Below are 18573 nucleotides of genomic sequence, written 5' to 3'. Positions count from 1 at the left end.
TAACAACTATGTCAAGCCGAAGTTGTACAGCAGAAATCTTTGGAAGGGGACTTGTTCCGGGAACGAAGGTTTCCCTCAGAAACGAGGAAGCGGGGCCTCGAAGCGCCGAGTGCAGTGGGCTTATGACGAATAAAAAAACGATAGCCCCTGCATGAAGAATTATGTCGATACCCAAAAGAACGCCACCGCTGGATGAGGTCGGGCGTCCATTCCGATTGAAAGTGCTATGCCGACTGCAAGTTGGCGCTTCGGTCCCCGCCGATCCCGTTCCAGTACGATTGTCGTCACGCCTGCAGCACCCGCTCGTTCCGGGGTTGCCGCAAATCCCATGCTGGAGACACGTCTCCGTCGCCGCACGCCGACCCGGTAGACACAGGTTTCAGCGCATTGGAAATGTCGCCAGCGCTTTCATGTATTGCGCGCGCTCGAAGGCTGTTGGATTGGCGGAGTTTTTTTGGCTGAGGCTCCCGCGCAATTGTTGAACGGAAACATATTCGTGTTCCTCCATCCATTGCGCGAGTTCGCGTTCAATGTGACGGATCTGTTGGATTCCGTGCCGTATCAGGACAGAACACAGCATCGTGACGTCGGCGCCCGCCATCAACATCTTCAAGGCATCGGAGGCGCGATGAACACCGCTCGTCGCCGCGAGGTCCGCCCGGATGCGATCATACAGCAACGCCACCCATCGCAACGGGACGCGCATGGCCATCGGCGTGCTCAGCAGGATATTCGGCTTCACTTCCAGGGTTTCGAGCTCGATGTCGGGCTGGTAAAAGCGATTGAACAACACCAATCCATCTGCCCCCGCATCGTCCAGCTTCTTCGCCATGTTCGCGAAGTTGCTGAAGAACGGACTAAGCTTTACCGCAACAGGAATCGTCACCGCCGATTTCACGGATTTCAGGATGTCGAGATAGGTTTGCTCAACCTCGTTGCCTGTGAGGTTCGGATCCGTTGGAATATAATAAATGTTCAACTCCAGCGCGTCGGCACCGGCTTGCTCGATTTTCTTTGCGTAGTTTGTCCAACCGCCGGTGGACGAGCCATTGAGACTCGCGATCACCGGCAGATGGACTGCCGCCTTGGCCTTTGCAATGTGGTTGAGGTATTCCTCCGGGCCGAGGTGATATTCTTCGGGTTCAGGAAAATACGTGAGCGATTCCGGGGAACTGAAGGTCCCCTGCTCCATCCGCTGGTTCAACTCAAGTTGATCCTGGCGCAGCTGTTCCTCGAACAGCGAATAGAGAACAACCGCGGCAGCGCCCGCATCCTCCATTTCTTTGATGTTATCGATCTCCTCGGACAGGGGACACGCCGCGACGACCAGCGGTGTCCGTAACTTCAGGCCGAGATAATTAGTCGCAAGGTCCATTGTCATACAGAGGTGATCTGGGATCGGGGTTGCACGGTTAATTCCGGCTTCGCAGCGGCCGCCGCATGTCCATTGGAGCCCGCCTTCATGTCACGTTGCGCCATGAACTGGTAGAACTTCCAGCGATTATCGGCATCGACCTGCGCCTGTGCGAAGTATCGCTTCGCGTCTTCGGGTTTGCTCTTGGTCAGCATCTTGAAGCGGTTTTCCGAGAGCATGTAATCCTGGACTTTCGCGCGGGCCGCGCCTGAGTCGAGCTGCAGCGGATTCTCACCCGCCTGCGCCCGGCGTGGATCGTATCGATACAAGAGCCACTGTCCGGAATCGACAGCCAGTTTCTGCTGGCGCGCGCCAACGCCCTGGTCGAGCGCGATGCCATGGGCGATGCAATGGCTGTAGGCAATGATCAGGGACGGCCCAGGATACGTCTCCGCCTCGATGAAAGCCTTCAGTGTGTGCTCATCCTTTGCGCCCATCGCCACACTCGCGACGTAAATGTGCCCGTAGGTCATTGCGATCAGGCCGAGGTCCTTCTTGCCAGCCGGCTTTCCGCCCGCTGCGAACTTCGCCACCGCACCGCGCGGCGTCGACTTCGACATCTGGCCTCCCGTGTTTGAGTAAACTTCGGTGTCCATGACGAGCACGTTCACGTTACGGCCGCTGGCGAGGACGTGATCCAAGCCACCGTAACCGATGTCATACGCCCAGCCGTCGCCGCCGAGAATCCAAACGCTCTTCTTGACGAGAGTGTCAACGAGCGGGACGAGCAGCTTGGTCTCAGGTGCGTCCAGTGTCTTGAGCTTTTCCTTGAGCGCGGTGACGCGCGCGCGTTGATCGTGAATGCCGGCTTCGTCACTTTGATCCGCCGTGAGAATGGCAGTGACAAGGTCGTCGCCGATTTTTGGGGCGAGCTTCTGCACCAGTTCAGAGGCAAATTCCTGTTGCTTGTCAATCGACACCCGGAAGCCGAGGCCGAACTCTGCGTTGTCCTCAAACAGCGAGTTCGCCCATGTGGGCCCGCGACCGCAGCTGTTTTTGGCATAGGGGGTGGTCGGCAGATTGCCGCCGTAGATCGAGGAACAGCCTGTTGCGTTGGCGATGACAATTCGATCGCCGAACAATTGCGTGAGCATCTTGATGTAGGGCGTCTCGCCGCAACCCGCGCAGGCGCCGCTGAATTCAAACAGCGGCTGCAGCAACTGCTGCTGGCGCAACACACCAGGCTTTATTTTTCGGCGATCCAGCTCGGGCAGGGTCAGGAAGAAGTCCCAATTGTCGCGCTCCTGCAGTCGCAATGGCGGCTGCGGGCGCATGTTGATCGCCTTGAGCTTGGCCTCCGTTTTGTTCTTCGCAGGACAGACGTCGACGCAAATGCCGCATCCCGTGCAATCCTCGGCTGCCACCTGCAGCGAAAACTTCATCCCCTTGAAATCCGGCAGGCGTGAGTCGCAGCTCTTGAACGTCGCAGGGGCGCCTGCAAGGTCCGACTCGTCATAAACCTTTGCGCGAATCGTGGCGTGCGGGCAGATCGCGACGCACTTGAGGCACTGAATACAGGTTTTCTCGTCCCACACCGGGATATCAGTTGCGAGGTTGCGCTTTTCATACTGCGCAGTCGCAGTCGGAAAGGTTCCGTCAACAGGAAAGGCGCTGACTGGCAGTTCATCCCCTTCGCCCGCAGTAAGTCTGCCGAGAACATTTTTGACAAAACGCGGTGCGTTGTCGGTGACGGGCGGAAGCAGCGGGCCAGTGCCATTCTTCGGGCTCGTCAACGAAACCTCATGCAGATGGGCAAGCGTGTTGTCCACCGCCTTCAGGTTCATGGCGACAATTTCCTCGCCCTTCTTCCCGTAGGTCTTCCTGATGGAATACTTGATCGCCTCAATCGCTGCCTCGCGTGGCAGCACGCCCGACAAGGCGAAGAAGCAGACCTGCATGATGGTGTTGATGCGTCCGCCCATGCCGCTGTCGCGGGCAACCTTCGTCGCATCGATCACAAACAGCTTGATGTCTTTCGCAAGCAGCGCTTCCTGCACAGGCGTCGGAAGGTGCGACCAGATTTGATCCATGGTGTAGGGCGTGTTGAGCAGGAAGGTTCCGCCGTTCACAAGCGGCTTCACCATGTCGAAACGTTCAAGGAACATCGGCTGATGGCACGCGACGAAGTTTGCGCGCGTCACCAGGTACGTGGAACGAATCGGCTCGGGACCAAAGCGCAGATGCGACACGGTCATGCTGCCGGACTTCTTGGAATCGTAAACGAAGTATCCCTGCGCGTAATTATCCGTTCCCTCGCCAATAATTTTGATCGAGTTCTTGTTCGCGCCAACTGTTCCGTCCGCGCCCAGGCCGTAAAACAAGGAGCGAATGACGGAAGCCGGTTCAGTCGAGAAGTCGGGGTCAACGGGAAGGCTCGTGTGTGATACGTCGTCGTTGATTCCAACCGTGAAGTGGTTCTTGGGCTTTTCGAGCTTCAGGTTGTCGAAGACAGCCTTCACCATCGCGGGCGTAAATTCCTTGGACGACAATCCATAACGTCCGCCGAAAATTCGCGGCAGCGATTGAATGCGCCCCCAGCCGTTGGTGAGCCCTTCGTAAATGGCGGCGATGCAATCCTGGAACAAGGGCTCGCCTGCTGCGCCCGGTTCCTTGGTACGATCGAGAACTGCAATCGTGCGCGCCGTTGCGGGCAGGGATTCGATGAAGCGTTTGCTATCGAACGGGCGATAAAGACGAACCTTCACGATTCCGACCTTCTCGTCCTGCGCCAGCAGGTGATCGACGGTTTCATGCGCTGCTTCGCAACCCGATCCCATCAGCACAACCACGCGTTCGGCCAGCGGCGAGCCGGCGTACTCGAACGGCTGGTAATGGCGTCCCACCTGTTTGCCAAATGCGTCCATCGCTTCTGCAACGATGTTGGAGCATTTGTCATAATACGGATTGCAGGCTTCACGACCCTGGAAAAACGCGTCGGGATTCTGTGCTGTTCCGCGAAGCACGGGACTGTCCGGAGTCATGGCACGGGACCGATGGGCGGCAATCAGTTCGTCATCGATCAGCGCGCGCAGGTCTTCCTCAGCAAGCATTTCAATTTTCTGGACTTCGTGCGACGTTCGGAAGCCATCGAAGAAGTGCACGAACGGAATGCGCGAACGAAGCGTTGCGGCCTGCGCAATCAATGCAAAGTCAGTTGCCTCCTGGACACTGGCCGACGCGAGCATCGCCCAGCCCGCGGAACGAACCGACATGACGTCGCTGTGATCGCCAAAGATCGACAGCGCGTGGGTCGCGACAGCACGCGCGGTCACGTGGAAAACCGTCGGCAGCAATTCGCCGGCGATCTTGTACATATTGGGAATCATCAGGAGCAACCCTTGCGAGGCTGTGAAGGTCGTGGCAACCGAACCCGTCTGCAGCGCGCCGTGAACGTTGGCGACTGCGCCTCCTTCGCTCTGCATCTCCACGATGGCCGGCGTGGTGTTCCAAAGGTTCTTACGGCCCTCGGACGACCATTGATCACACCATTCCGCCATGGGTGAAGACGGGGTGATTGGGTAGATCGCCATGACTTCGTTGAGCCGGTAGGCGACGTGCGCGACGGCTTCGTTGCCGTCCAAAGTGAGTTTGGGTCGATTGATCATGGATGAAGGTTCAACGTCATGTGCCGTTAAAATCTGTGTCAGTTCTGCCCGTTGGTCTCTGACGAATCTGAAACGAAACTAAGAGAGCCCGTGCTGAGCGCCTCCACGAATCTTGCTAATGAGACAACATGGTTTGTTTGGAAGCGCGCGCCGTTCGTTCGGTTCGCCAAGAGGTCCCAAGACGGGGCGGAAAACATCCTCCTTGATAAAAAGGGCCCGCCCCATAAATTTCAGCGCATGGATTCGGATTCGTCGCAACTGACACAATACATCCCGGTGCTGATGCTCGGCGTGCTCGCAGTGAGCTTTGCCTTCGGGATGCTTGGGTTCTCCGTGCTGGTCGGAAAAAAAGGCAAACGCCTTCCGATCAAAGATTCCGCTTACGAATGCGGCATGATGCCCGTCGGCGAAGGCAGCTCGAGGTTGTCGTTGAAGTTCTACCTCGTCGCGATGCTGTTCATTCTGTTCGATATCGAAGTCGTTTTCCTCTATCCCTGGGCCGTCATTTACAAGGATATGCTGCGCGAGAATGCCTCCCTGATTTTCGGATCCATGCTTTCCTTCATGCTGATCCTGTTCGTCGGCTATATCTACGCAGTGAAGAAGCGCGCCTTTGACTGGAGAAGTTAAGCAGCGTGTGACGCATTCACACGCGCGGGTCTTCGCTTCAACAAGCCATCACGCATTACTGACCTTCGTCACCCTATGATTAAATTTGGAACGTCGGGCTGGCGCGGCATCATTGCCCGCGAATTCACTTTCGACAATGTGCGGCTCGCGACGCAGGCGATTGCCCTCTACCTGAAGGACGAACTGAAGGATTCCCAATCTGCAATTCACGGCCGCAAGCCCGTGGTGATCCTTGGCTACGACACCCGATTCCTCGGCCGCGAGTTCTCGCTCGCTGCCGCTGAGGTGCTTGCCAGCAACGGCCTCACTCCCCTGCTCTGCAACCGCGATACACCCACGCCTGTGATCGCCCACACCATTCGCGCGCGAAAAGCGATTGGCGGCATCAACATGACGGCGAGCCACAATCCGGCGGAATACCAGGGCCTGAAGTTCTCTACGAGCAACGGCGCGCCGGCGACACCCGATGTGACAAAGCGCATCGAAGCGAACGTCGCGGCGCTGCAGCAGGACAAGTGGAGTTTCAACGGCGCGGTGATTGGATCGCTGGAGTTCAAGACCATTGATCCGCAACCGGATTACTTCAAACAACTGCGCAAGCTCATCGACTTCGGAACCATCAAACGCGCAAAACTCAAAGTGGCCGTGGAGCTCATGTACGGCACGGGCCGCGGTTATCTGGATCGTTTGCTTGAGGACTCAGGGGCAAAGATCACCGTGTTCCATGACGAGTTGAACCCGCTGTTCGGCGGACATCACCCTGAACCAAATGAAGAAGGCATGGCTGAAGCGAGCGCGTTCGTGCGCAGCGGCAAGGCGCAAGTCGGGCTCGGGCTCGATGGCGACGCCGACCGGTTCGGAATCGTTGACAAGGACGGCACCTGGCTCACCCCCAACCAGATCCTCACCCTCGCCCTGTATCATCTGAAGAAGAATCGCGGCTGGACGGGCGCCGTTGTGCGCACGGTTCCCAGCAGTCACCAGGTTGATGCCGTTGCCGAAATGCTCGGTGTGAAACTCCACGAGACGCCAGTCGGGTTCAAATACATTGGCGCGCTGATGGAAAGTGAACCCATCATTGTCGGCGGCGAAGAATCAGGCGGCCTGAGCGTCAAGGGCCACGTTCCGGAAAAGGACGGCATTCTCGCGTGCCTCCTGATGGCTGAACTGGTGGCAACTGAAAAGAAATCGCTCGGCCGCATTCTAACGGATTTGGAGAAGCAAATTGGCGAGTTCCACAGCGACCGCATCAACGTTCGCGTTCCCGAAGCCAAAAAAGACGCGCTGCTGTCAAAGCTCGGTTCAGGGCTCTCAAGCGTCGGCACTTACAAGGTCGAGAAATTTATTACGACCGATGGGTTCAAGTATCTCCTGCCAAAAGGTGAATGGGTTGCCTTTCGGGCGAGCGGCACCGAACCATTGATCCGCTGCTACATCGAAGCGCGTTCCACAGCGAGCCTCAAGAAACTCCGCCGCGCCTGCCAGCAATTGCTCGCCGTTTAAACGGTTTGGACTTCAGCGGCGATGCGGCCGCGGGCGCGGGTGCCGAATGATTGGGGCATTGTGATGATGATGATGGTGCCGCGGCCGTGGATTGATGTAAATGCGTGGGCCATAAAACATCGGCGGGTGGTAATGATAGTAGTACGGGTAGGGGTAAAAGCCCGGGGGATAGGGCGGCGGCGGCGCGTAGACAGGAGGCGGTTGGTTCAAATCGAAATAGATCTGCGGCGGGATGCGATCTTCTCCCGCGAACATCCTGCCCGTTAAGAACACGCGCGTCTGGGTGAACTGATTGGTCCGCGCGGGGTAGGCCCGCACAAGGAATTCATACGAACCGAAATCGTGGAACGTGCCGTCCGGGTCACCGAATATCTTCAGCGTCAGCGGCGATGTTCCCACCATCTCGCCGTTCACTTCGATCCTCGCGCCAGGTTCAGAGGTTTCCACGGGAACATGGAATGCCATCGTGCCATCGGGTCCACGTTCCGCTCCGGGTGGAATGGTCTGGCACCCAGTGAGGACAACTGCTGCAAGGAATAAAGCCGGTCCAACTTTCATGAACAACTGACGGTCAACCATTGAAGAACATTCGTTTTCCGAGCCAGCTCGGCCATTCACTCGACACCCCAGGCTCATCGCTGCAAAATTCCTGCGGTTTCTCGGGTTATACCCACTTTAGGCATTGTACTTGCGGACGTAGGTAACCAAGCATGAACAAAAACTACGTCATTCAATGGAAATCCACAGTGAACGGCCGCGCGGGCAAAGGCACCAAGGTTTTCGAACAGGGCGAAGCGGAGCGCCTGGTGGAGGAGCTCAATCGCGAATATCCGCAGATCCTGCACGAAGCGGTTCCGGCTGAAGCCGCGCCGCTCGCAAACGAAGCCGAACCTGCCCATGCCGGGACCACAACTCTCCTTGCGATTGCCTGAGCCGCGGCGTTGAACAGCTGCTGCGGGTTTTACCCCATTTGTCCCAAAATGGGCGGTGGTAGAGTGGCATCGCAATGTGATTGAGAGTGGCAATCACGGCGGCTCCGAGTGGAGCCGCATTTTTTTTGCCGCAATCCGTTTTGCATTTCAACGGCTGGATGATCATTGACGACAATACAGCTTCTCTCCCGGAAAAACGGGTGTAAGGTTCAACCATGAACTGGACGGGCCTGACTGAAAGCTTTGAGCAGGTTTGGCGTGCAAAGCCAGGGCTCCTGATTCTGCTGCTCCTCGCGTTCATTATCTTCGCAGCCTTCGTCATCGATACCCGAATTCATCGCAAGCGGCACGGCCGGCGGCGCCGGTGGTGAGGTCGCAGCGGTGCCTGCTTCGCAACGGGAGAATCATCCTTCTTTGAACGGAAGTGGCGACCCTATCGGGAATCGAACCCGAGCTACCGCCGTGAAAGGGCAGTGTCCTAACCGCTAGACCATAGGGTCGTCTTGAGCGGCGCAAAATATAATCAGCAAAAGGAGCATGTCACGAAAAATTCGCGTTTGCGTCGCATTCTGCCTTTCAATAGCTTGGCCCGCACGAGCATGAAAGTTTATCTGGACGGAAAATTCTGTGACGAACAGGACGCCAAAGTGTCCGTTTTTGATCACGGGTTGCTTTATGGCGACGGGATCTTCGAGGGGATTCGGGCTTACAATGGCCGCGTCTTCAAGCTCAAGGAGCACATCGACCGCCTGTTCTACTCTGCCAAGGCGATCCTCCTCACAATCCCAATGCCCCACGCGGCAGTCATGAAGGCGGTCGTGGACAGCTGCCGCGCAAACAACCTGCGGGACGGCTACATTCGATTGATCGTCACCCGCGGAGTCGGAACGCTCGGGCTGAATCCGAACCGCTGCAAAAATCCGTCAGTGATCGTGATTGCGGACAAGATCCAGCTTTATCCTGAGGAGTTGTATGACCGCGGTATGGAAATCATCACGGTTCCGACTGTTCGCAACCTGCACAGCGCAGTGAACCCCGCGATCAAGTCGCTCAATTATCTCAACAACATCCTCGCGAAGATTGAAGCCAACAACGCGGGCTGTGAAGAAGCCGTGATGTTGAATGCCGACGGCTATGTTGCCGAATGCACGGGCGATAACATTTTCATCATCAAGGAGGGCAAACTCCTCACGCCTCCCTTGTCGGCCGGGGCGCTTTATGGAATCACGCGCCAGACTGTGATCGACATTGCCCAAAAACGCGGAATGGAAGTGTCTGAACCAAATCTCACCCGCTATGACCTGTTCAATGCGGATGAGTGTTTTGTAACCGGAACAGGCGCGGAAATCGTCCCGATTGTTAAGATCGATGCACGCGTGATTGGAGATGGAAAACCGGGAGCGCTGACGCGGTCACTGGTCGCGGATTACCATTCCTTGACGAAAGTCTCAGGGGAGCCGATATACGATTAGATTTATGCTGTGCTGCATCTGCAAGGAACGCGAAGCCACCGTGCATTTAACCCAGATCGCTGGTGAAAAAATGCAGAAGGTGGACCTTTGCGAAGAATGCGCGAAGACGAAGGGAGTCAATGATCCCACCGGATTCTCGCTTGCTGACCTTTTGCTCGGGCTCGGCGCCTCGCAGGAAATGGAACAATCAGCCGGAGGCGTCGACCTCAAATGCCCGCGATGCGGCTTCACGCAGGCCGATTTCAAAAAAGCTGGGCGTCTCGGCTGCCCGGATTGCTATAAAACCTTCGCGGACGGCCTGGATGGATTGCTGAAGTCCATGCACAAGGGAACGCGTCATGTCGGCAAAGTTCCGGAATCCTTGCGCCAGTCGCGTGACATATCGGATCGGTTGAAGCTGTTGCAGAAGAAACTCGCAAAGGCCATTCAGGAAGAGAACTTCGAGCAGGCTGCGCAACTCAGGGACGAGATCAAGCAGATGAACGCGAAGCTTAGCAACATAGCAGCCACTTGATGACATGGACATTCATGAGTTCCTGATTCCACCGGCCGACACTGCCCGACGCAAAGGACCGCACGATCGAATTGTCATGTCCAGCCGGGTTCGCCTGGCGCGAAACATTCGCGAGGCGGCATTTCCGGGTTGGGCCAAAAAGCCGGAACGTGTGCGTGTCCTGGATATCATTCGCCCCGCCGTGGAGCATCTTCCCGAGATGAAGGATGCCTTCTCGCAATCGATGGACAATCTTACCACACTGGATAAACAAATTCTCGTGGAACGGCATCTGATCAGTCGTGAACACGCGGCAAAAAGCGCCGGCAGCGGGCTTGTTTTGAATCGGGACGAAACCCTCTGTGTGATGATCAATGAAGAGGATCATCTGCGCATGCAGGCGTTGCGCCCAGGGTTGCAGTTGCGGCAGGCGTGGACGGCCATTGACGCCTTCGATTCCACGCTTGAGAAGAAGCTCGACTACGCCTTCAACCCCGACCTGGGTTACCTGACCGCCTGCCCCACCAATATAGGTACAGGCATTCGGGTGAGCGCGATGTTGCACCTCCCAGGACTGGTGCTCGCAGAGCAGATCAATCCGATCATCCAGTCAGTCAACAAACTGGGCCTGGCTGTGCGCGGATTATACGGAGAAGGGACGGAGGCGCTCGGAAATGTGTTCCAGGTGTCCAATCAAATGACACTGGGGGAATCGGAAAGCGCGATCGTGGAGCGGTTGGAGAAAGTTCTCGCCCAGATCATTGAGCACGAGGAGAACGCGCGGGCCACACTGCTGGAGAAAAAGCCCAAGATGGTCTTCAACCATATCGGCCGGGCCTATGGCATCCTTGCGAATGCACACAGTATTTCTTCGAAAGAAACGATGAATCTGCTTTCGTTGATGCGCCTGGGCGTCGATGTGGGTGTGTTTCCGGGAGTCGAGCGGTCGCTGGTGGACGAGTTGTTCATCCTGACGCAGCCGGCGCACCTGCAGCAGCAGCATTCAGAAAAGCTCTCGGCGGAGGAACGCGACCTGCTCCGCGCTGACATGGTTCGCGAGCGGTTGAAGCAGGTCAGCAGGCCGATTTCACGGCCGAAGGGTGGGCAGGGTACGGGATTGGACAAACCGGAAAAATAAAAGCATTGTGATTTTATTATGAGCGATGAAGCCATGAGCAACTTTACACCGCGCGCCCAACAGGTTCTCGCCCTGGCGCGGAAGGAAGCGGATCGGTTCAACCATAACTTCGTTGGCACAGAACATCTCCTGCTCGGTTTGATCAAACTTGGCCAGGGCGTCGCCGTCAACGTGCTTCAGAAAATGGGCCTGGATCTCGAAACGGTCCGCATGGAAGTCGAGAAACAGGTCGGAACGGGTCCCGATCAGAAAATGATCGGCAACATCCCGTACACGCCGCGTGTCAAAAAAGTCCTCGCGCTTGCAGCAAAGGAAGCCAAGGCCCTGAATCATACCTACGTCGGCACCGAACATATCCTGCTCGGCTTGCTGCGGGAAGGCGACGGCGTCGCCGCACGCGTGCTGAAAAATCTCGACGTGGACATCGAGCAAACACGGCAGGAAATCCTGAAGGAACTGGATCCCAATTTTGCTGCGCAGGAAGAAGCGGCTTCGGCTGCACCTGGTGAAGGCCCTATTGAAAAACCCGCGCCTGGTGAGAAGAAAGGCGAAGTCAAGACGCCGGCTCTGAAGGCTTTCGGACGCGATCTCACCGAGATTGCCCGCAAGGGCGAGATGGATCCCGTCATCGGCCGCAAGAACGAGATCGAACGGGTCATTCAAATCCTGTGCCGCCGCACGAAGAACAACCCGGTTCTGCTGGGCGAAGCGGGCGTTGGCAAGACTGCGATCGTGGAAGGCCTTGCGCAGGAAATCGCCGCGGGCAACGTCCCCGAATTGTTGCGCGAGAAACGCGTGATCACTCTCGACCTCGCATTGATGGTAGCCGGGACGAAGTATCGCGGGCAATTTGAGGAACGCATCAAAGCCGTCATGGACGAAATCCGGCGCGCGAAGAACATCATCCTCTTCATCGATGAGTTGCACACGATTGTGGGCGCAGGCTCCGCCGAAGGAACGATGGACGCTTCCAATATCATCAAACCCGCATTGAGCCGCGGCGAACTCCAATGCATCGGGGCGACAACGCTCAATGAGTATCGGAAGTACATCGAGAAGGACGCCGCCCTTGAACGCCGGTTCCAGGCCGTCAAAGTTGAGGCGCCCTCCATCGACGAAGCCATTCTCATCCTGAAAGGTTTGCGTCCGAAATACGAAGACCATCACAAGGCCGAGTTCAGCGACAAAGCCGTGGAGGCTTCCGTCAAACTTTCGGATCGGTATATCACCGACCGTTTTCTGCCGGACAAGGCCATCGACCTGATGGACGAAGCCGGTTCGCGCGCGCGTATCGGCACCATGACTCGGCCACCCGAAGTGAAAGATCTGGAAGTCGAGATCGAAGACATCAAGACCCAGAAGGAACGGGCCATAAAGAATCAGGATTTCGAAGGCGCCGCGGCGATGCGGGACAAAGAGAAGCACGCCAAGGAAAAGCTCGAAAACCTGCTCAAGGAATGGCGCACCAGCCGCGAAGAAAAGCGCGTCAAGGTGGACGAGGAAGACATCCTCCAGGTCGTCTCCAAGTGGACCGGCATACCGCTCCAGCGGATGGAACAAGGGGAAATGCAGCGGCTGCTGAAGGTCGAAGAGGAAATGACCAAGGTCGTTGTGGGACAGAAGGAAGCCGTGTCGGCCATCTGCAAAGCCTTGCGCCGCTCCCGCGCTGACCTTAAGGACCCGCGCCGCCCGATCGGGACTTTTGCACTGCTCGGACCAACAGGCGTCGGCAAGACCCTGCTAGCCAAGACGCTGGCTGAACAGATGTTTGGCGATCCCAAAGCGCTCATCCAGCTGGACATGAGCGAATACATGGAAAAGTTCAACGTCTCCCGGCTGGTGGGCTCGCCTCCCGGGTACGTGGGATATGAGGAAGGCGGCCAGCTGACCGAACAGGTCCGGCGCAAGCCCTACTCCGTGGTGCTCTTTGACGAAATCGAGAAAGCGCATCCCGACGTCTGGAACATGTTGTTGCAGATCCTTGAAGAAGGAAAACTGACGGACAACGTCGGCCGCGTGGTGAACTTCCGGAACACGATCATCCTAATGACATCGAATGTCGGCTCCGACACGATCAAGCGCCAGAGCTCGATGGGTTTCTCGCCGATCAGCGACGAGAGCAGCTACGAGAAGATGCGCGAAAAAATCAACGACGAAGCGAAGAAGACGTTCCGACCGGAATTCCTGAATCGCCTTGATGACATCATCGTCTTCCGTTCGCTCACCAAACCAGACCTTGTTGAGATTCTTGATCTCGAAACGAGCAAGGTGCTGAACCGCCTGAAGGCCCGGAATATCCTTCTCACGCTGGATGAGAAGGCCAAAGACTTCCTCGTGGAGAAGGGCTATGATCCTCAGTATGGCGCTCGTCCGATGCGCCGTTCTGTTGAAAAGTTCCTCGAAGATCCTCTCGCAGAAGAGATTCTGAAGGGCAACCTGCACGAGGGTGAACCGATCGTAGTGACGGTTGAGGGCGACAAGCTGATCTTTACGCAGAAGGCTGCGACAGAAGGCGCTCTTTCGAGTTAAGACGCCGTATTTTCGCAAGCGCCAGCCACACCCGTGGCTGGCGCTTTTTATTTGCGTCGGAGGAGCACCGCAGATGAGAGGTGCACCCAATCCTGGAACCGCAAAGGGGTGTGCTCACCAAGTTCAGATCGGGTAAACGGAGGCATGTGCAACGCTGCAACGCTGCTTGCCAATCGCCGTCGGACATGCCAGATTGCGCCCGTTGAATTCCGACGCCGGGTCGGACGTCCACATCAAAGGAACTATGAAAGCAACCTTATGTCTGGCCGTGCTGGCGCTCGCCTTCGTCTCCAACTCCAACGCCCACGACAATTACGTTTCGGATTATGCTGAAACCGTCAGCTATTCAACCCCGGTCGTCTACGAGGCTCCCGTGGTATATCAGGCTCCCGTAAATTACTACGCCCCGGTCTATTATCTGTCATCCGCGGCAGCAGCAGCAGTGCAGGTGACGGCCAATGCCTATTGTCCCGAGCCTTCAACCGTCATTCACATCACGGGCGGACGCGGAACATACACGCGCTCGAATCTGGGTCACTATGGTTCTTCAGTCATCGTGATCGGCAGCCAGTACGCCCGCCGCGATGGGCCCTACCGCCCTCATGGATTCCACCACGGCGGCTTTCGTCGCCACAGCTGGTTTCGCTGAAGCTATTGCACGCGGTGCGGTCCCCGAAATTTCCGTCCCTTGTCAAATAACAGTTGCTTCACTACCGTCTGGGAATGCTACGAAAGTCTGTCGTTCTTTCCGCGCTTGGGCTCGCCAGCGTCCTTGCCCTGCCCGCGGCGACGATCCAGCTGAAGGAGAAAAACACAGTATCCGGCAAGATCGTGGCGGAAAATCGCCGGGAAGTGGTCGTGGATCTCGGCTACACATTCCTTACGATTCCGCGGGATCAGATTCTCTCGATCGTCGCAACGAATCTTCCCGCGTCGTCCCCTGCTTCGGCTGAGCCGCCGATTTCGACTGCCGTGGCCATTCCCCAGGGCGATGATGCTTCCCGATTTTATGTCGCCCCGCGCAGTCCCGGGCCAGCAAGCAATGTCCGCGACCTTGTGAAGCAGATCGGTGAAGCGGTCGTTCAGGTGCGCACGCCGGGTGGTTTGGGATCAGGATTCATCATCAACGAGGATGGTTTTCTGCTGACAAATTTCCATGTGATCGAAGGGGAAACCCAGATCTCAATCGAAGTTTACCTGCAATCAAACGGCCAGATCGAACCCCGCACTTTTCGCCAGGTCCGCATTGTTGCCATGAACAAGTTCGAGGACATGGCGTTGTTGAAGATCGATGACAAGGACGCCCCCAAGTTCAAGTTCGTCATGCTCGGGAGTTCCGATGCCATGGCTGTCGGCGAACGGGTATTTGCCATCGGCAGCCCGCTGGGTCTGGAGAGGACCGTCACCGAAGGAATCCTCAGCACGAAGACACGGGAAATGCAGGGCGAACTTTACCTTCAAACGACCGCTCAGATTAACCCCGGCAACAGCGGCGGCCCGCTTTTCAATCTCAGTGGTGAAGTCGTCGGCATCACCAATATGAAGGTGACCTTCGGCGAAGGCATCGGCTTTGCCATTCCGATCGAATCCGTGAAGTACTTCCTGGATCATCGCGAGGCGTACGCCTATTCCAACGATAATCCAAGCAATCCCTATCGCTACCTGCAGCCGCCGAGCAGCACGCGCCAGACTCCTGTCCTCGAATAACTCCCCTGCCCTCATGAAACCATTGCCGCGCCTTCTCATGATCAACAACATTCGGTCCGCAGCCGCTGCGCTCCTCATCTTCTGTGCGGGCGGCGTGATGTCTGTGATTGCGGCGATCCCGGCTGCCGAACGTTTGCTGCCGGCCGAGACATTGTTCGTCTTCAGCATCCCGGATTTCGCAAAGCTGCGGGAACAACAGAACACGCAACCCCAGACGCAATTGTGGAGCGATCCGGCGATCAAGCCGTTCAAGGATCATTTTCTGAAGAAGCTCCAGGAGGAGGTCGTCACGCCGCTGGAACGCGACCTCGGCATGTCCCTGGACACCTTTGCACGCCTGCCCCAAGGTCAAATAACTTTGGCCATCACTGCCCCAGCCGCGGGTTCAAAGGGTCCTGGATTCGTGTTGTTGATAGACACGCGCAACGAATCGGGGCTGCTGAAAACCAACCTTGCTGCGCTGAAAGCGAAGTGGGTCGAGTCGGGCAAATCAATCAAGCGTGAGACGCTGCGCGGCATCGAGTTTTCAGTGTTGCCCTGGTCCGACGGCGATCTTCCAGAATTCCTGAACAGCTTTTCCGATGCTGGCGAGGGCGATGAAGAAGCAGAAGGCGAAGACGAGGGGGACGACACGGAGGAAGGCGCAGAAATTGTCTTTGGCCAGTATGAATCCCTGCTCATCGCAGCGGATTCGATCAAGGCAGCGGAGCAGGTTGCCATTCGCGCAACGGGCGGTTCAGCGCCGTTGCTTGCCGATCAGGCTTCCTTTGAAAGCAGCCGGATCTCTGTCTTTCGTGAGTCACCGCTCTATGCCTGGGCCAACGCAAAAGCAGTCGTGGATTTTTTCCTCAAGCAGTCCGAAGATTCCGAGGAGGAAAACCCGCTCGAGTCTGTATTCAATACCAAGGCCATCTTTGATGCTGCGGGATTGACTGCTTTGCGGTCAGCCGCACTCGAGATTCAACTCTCGCCCGACGGAGTCTCCGGGCGATTTTCCCTTGCCGCACCGGAATCAGAACGCCGGGGCCTGCTGAAGCTGTTTCCGACTTCTGGCAAGCCCGCCCTTCCGCCACCGTTTGTGCCCGCGGATGTGGTGAAGTTTCAGCGGATCCGCGTCGATGGCTCCGCAGCATGGACAACCCTTCGTGCGATGCTGGCCCAGATTTCGCCCGATTTTAACAGCAGCCTTGATTTCATGATCAAGACTGCCAACGAAGCGGCGCAGCAGAAGGATCCCAACTTCGACCTTCAGAAAAGTTTTTTTGGGAACATCGGCGACGACTTCATTGTGTTTGAAAAAAAGCCGCGGGGCACCAATGCCGCCGAACTGGCATCCGCCCCGTCGCTGTTCCTGATTCAGTCACCGCAACCGGAGCAGCTGGCCGCAGGGTTTAAGGCGGTGCTCGCACTCATGAGCCCGGAAGCTTCGAACCCTGAGGAACGGGATTTCCTCGGCCGCAAGGTTTACTCGATCCCGGTTCCGAGCTCCCCGTTGAGCCAGCCTCAAGCGGCCGGCAAACTGAGCTACGCCACGAGCGGAGGATATCTCGCGTTGAGCACTGACGTTTCGACGCTGGAGGAATACCTGCGTCATGCCGAGGGAGAACAGAAGCAATTGCGCGAACGAGCTGGGCTGAATGAAGCCATTGCACGCGTCGGCGGCGGGAACACGGGATGGCTCTCATTTGAAGACCAGGTGGAGACCATGCGTTCGGCTTTTGAGTTGTTGAAGCAGAGCGAGAACGCGGAACCCACCATGCTCGCTGCCGGAATTCCTGCGTTCACGCCTGAGAATCCGTTCCAGGAGTGGCTCGACTTCTCGTTGCTGCCGCCGTTCGAACGGATCGCAAAATACTTCTCGTTCACAGTTCTTGCAGGCCAGGCAAATGCCGAGGGCATTTCGTTCCAATTCTTCAGCCCCGTCCCTCCCGAACTAAGGAAATAGGCTCCGCACCATGCCGTGAACGCAAGCAAAGGCGCGCTGCTCCTCATCTGCTATCTCGGCTTTGTAAGCCTCGGCCTTCCCGACACCGTCATCGGCGTGGCGTGGCCGTCGGTTCGACGCGAGTTCGGAATTGAGCATAGTGCGATCGCCTGGATCTTTTTCGGAAGCGGCTGCAGCTACTTTATTTCGAGCATCTTCACGGGGCGCATGCTGCGGCATTGGAACGTCGGGGTGCTTCTCGCTGGCAGCAGTGCATTGGTGGCGCTGGCCGAATTCGATTTCGCTCTCGCCCGTGCCTGGCCGCTGTTCGCCCTCGGCGCCGTTCTCCACGGCCTTGGATCAGGAGCCATCGACTCCGGATTGAACCACTATGTCTCCACGCATTTTGCAGCGCGGCACATGAACTGGCTGCACGCTGCCTACAGCGTTGGCGCCATGCTGGGCCCGCTCGTCATGACTGCAATGATCACCTGGCGCGACTCGTGGCGCAGCGGCTACATGACGGTCGCAATCACTCTTCTCGCACTTGCGGCACTCTTTATCGGCACCCGCCGCCGCTGGGACGATCCGACTCCGGCCGAATCCAGTGTTTCCAACAAGGTGGAGCAGGCGGTTTCCGCGCGCGAGGTGTTAAGGAAGGGCATGGTCTGGATGCACCTTGTTCTCTTCTTTGTGTACACGGGACTTGAAGTGGCACTCGGCCAATGGAGCTACACGCTCCTGACTGAACATCGACAGATTGCGCCCGAACGCGCGGGAATATGGGTCTCGGTATATTGGGGAAGCATCCTTGCGGGAAGAATCGGATTCGGATTCGTCGTCGATCGATGGGGGGTGGATCGGCTCATTCGTTTGAGCACACTCGCGGCACTCGCAGGCGCAGCGCTGTTCGCGTGGAATCCACATCCCCTGCTGAATCCTGTCGCGCTGGCCATCGGCGGACTTGGACTTGCGTCGATATTCCCGTGCCTGATGACACGGACCCCGCAGCGGCTCGGAAAAGCTGTTGCCGCGCACGCGATTGGATTCCAGCTCGGCGCTGCCATGCTGGGAGCCGCGGCGCTCCCGAGCACGGTGGGATTTATTGCCGCGAACGCAGGATTGCAACTCGCGGCACCTGCAATCGCGATGATGGCCGCGTGCCTGTTCCTGCTGCACGAAGTCACCCTTCGCGCCGCCGCAGCAAAGCGCCCCTGACGCGCGGG

Annotated in this window: 15 protein-coding genes and 1 tRNA gene; 12 read left to right on the top strand and 4 right to left on the bottom strand. The window is 57.3% G+C overall.

The window, feature by feature from the left end:
* Nucleotides 1-379: 379 nt before the first annotated feature.
* The gene (locus VEH04_17695; GenBank protein HYG24612.1) at nucleotides 380-1375 is read right to left on the bottom strand and encodes a dihydroorotate dehydrogenase-like protein; all 996 of its coding nucleotides are present in this window, start codon (nucleotides 1373-1375) and stop codon (nucleotides 380-382) included.
* A gap of 2 nt (nucleotides 1376-1377) precedes the next feature.
* Nucleotides 1378-5019, bottom strand: a complete 3642-nt coding sequence (gene nifJ, locus VEH04_17690; protein HYG24611.1) for a pyruvate:ferredoxin (flavodoxin) oxidoreductase — start codon at nucleotides 5017-5019, stop codon at nucleotides 1378-1380.
* A gap of 237 nt (nucleotides 5020-5256) precedes the next feature.
* Here nifJ and VEH04_17685 point away from each other — a divergent pair, with 237 nt between their 5' ends.
* Together VEH04_17685 and VEH04_17680 are read left to right on the top strand one after the other, a co-directional pair.
* Nucleotides 5257-5649, top strand: a complete 393-nt coding sequence (locus VEH04_17685; GenBank protein ID HYG24610.1) for an NADH-quinone oxidoreductase subunit A — start codon at nucleotides 5257-5259, stop codon at nucleotides 5647-5649.
* A 75-nt stretch (nucleotides 5650-5724) separates the two neighbouring features.
* Nucleotides 5725-7152: a phosphoglucomutase/phosphomannomutase family protein gene (locus tag VEH04_17680; GenBank protein ID HYG24609.1), complete on the top strand. Its 1428-nt coding sequence runs from the start codon at nucleotides 5725-5727 to the stop codon at nucleotides 7150-7152.
* Between the two features lie 12 nt (nucleotides 7153-7164).
* On the opposite strand, the gene VEH04_17675 is transcribed toward VEH04_17680, so the two are convergent.
* Entirely contained in the window at nucleotides 7165-7710 is a 546-nt protein-coding gene (locus VEH04_17675; GenBank protein ID HYG24608.1) for a hypothetical protein, read from the bottom strand.
* Nucleotides 7711-7862: 152 nt separating this feature from the next.
* Between VEH04_17675 and VEH04_17670 the strand changes: the two genes are divergently transcribed.
* Nucleotides 7863-8084: a hypothetical protein gene (locus VEH04_17670; protein ID HYG24607.1), complete on the top strand. Its 222-nt coding sequence runs from the start codon at nucleotides 7863-7865 to the stop codon at nucleotides 8082-8084.
* A 215-nt stretch (nucleotides 8085-8299) separates the two neighbouring features.
* A complete protein-coding gene (locus tag VEH04_17665; GenBank protein ID HYG24606.1) occupies nucleotides 8300-8455 on the top strand; it encodes a hypothetical protein in 156 nt (51 codons plus the stop codon).
* A gap of 54 nt (nucleotides 8456-8509) precedes the next feature.
* On the opposite strand, the gene VEH04_17660 is transcribed toward VEH04_17665, so the two are convergent.
* A tRNA-Glu gene (locus VEH04_17660) sits at nucleotides 8510-8584 on the bottom strand.
* A 99-nt stretch (nucleotides 8585-8683) separates the two neighbouring features.
* Between VEH04_17660 and ilvE the strand changes: the two genes are divergently transcribed.
* The 8 genes from ilvE (at nucleotide 8684) to VEH04_17620 (ending at nucleotide 18565) form a co-directional block, all read left to right on the top strand.
* The gene (gene ilvE, locus VEH04_17655; protein HYG24605.1) at nucleotides 8684-9556 is read left to right on the top strand and encodes a branched-chain-amino-acid transaminase; all 873 of its coding nucleotides are present in this window, start codon (nucleotides 8684-8686) and stop codon (nucleotides 9554-9556) included.
* A gap of 4 nt (nucleotides 9557-9560) precedes the next feature.
* Nucleotides 9561-10070, top strand: coding sequence for a UvrB/UvrC motif-containing protein (locus VEH04_17650; GenBank protein ID HYG24604.1), 510 nt, complete (start codon nucleotides 9561-9563; stop codon nucleotides 10068-10070).
* Nucleotides 10071-10074: 4 nt separating this feature from the next.
* Entirely contained in the window at nucleotides 10075-11187 is a 1113-nt protein-coding gene (locus VEH04_17645) for a protein arginine kinase (protein ID HYG24603.1), read from the top strand.
* A 33-nt stretch (nucleotides 11188-11220) separates the two neighbouring features.
* On the top strand, nucleotides 11221-13716 hold the full coding sequence (locus VEH04_17640; protein HYG24602.1) for an ATP-dependent Clp protease ATP-binding subunit: 2496 nt from the start codon (nucleotides 11221-11223) through the stop codon (nucleotides 13714-13716).
* 244 nt (nucleotides 13717-13960) lie between these two features.
* Nucleotides 13961-14365, top strand: coding sequence for a hypothetical protein (locus tag VEH04_17635; protein HYG24601.1), 405 nt, complete (start codon nucleotides 13961-13963; stop codon nucleotides 14363-14365).
* A 74-nt stretch (nucleotides 14366-14439) separates the two neighbouring features.
* Nucleotides 14440-15423 carry a trypsin-like peptidase domain-containing protein gene (locus VEH04_17630; GenBank protein ID HYG24600.1) on the top strand — a complete coding sequence of 328 codons (984 nt, stop codon included), beginning with the start codon at nucleotides 14440-14442 and terminating at the stop codon, nucleotides 15421-15423.
* 13 nt (nucleotides 15424-15436) lie between these two features.
* Nucleotides 15437-17368, top strand: coding sequence for a hypothetical protein (locus VEH04_17625; GenBank protein HYG24599.1), 1932 nt, complete (start codon nucleotides 15437-15439; stop codon nucleotides 17366-17368).
* Nucleotides 17369-17383: 15 nt separating this feature from the next.
* Entirely contained in the window at nucleotides 17384-18565 is a 1182-nt protein-coding gene (locus VEH04_17620; protein HYG24598.1) for an MFS transporter, read from the top strand.
* Nucleotides 18566-18573: the final 8 nt, after the last annotated feature.

It is taken from the genome of Verrucomicrobiia bacterium, assembly GCA_035629175.1.
Taxonomy (GTDB): domain Bacteria; phylum Verrucomicrobiota; class Verrucomicrobiia; order Limisphaerales; family DASXHY01; genus DASXHY01.
Note: the sequence above shows the minus strand (reverse complement) of the source record. Positions and strands in the feature narration are given on the sequence as shown.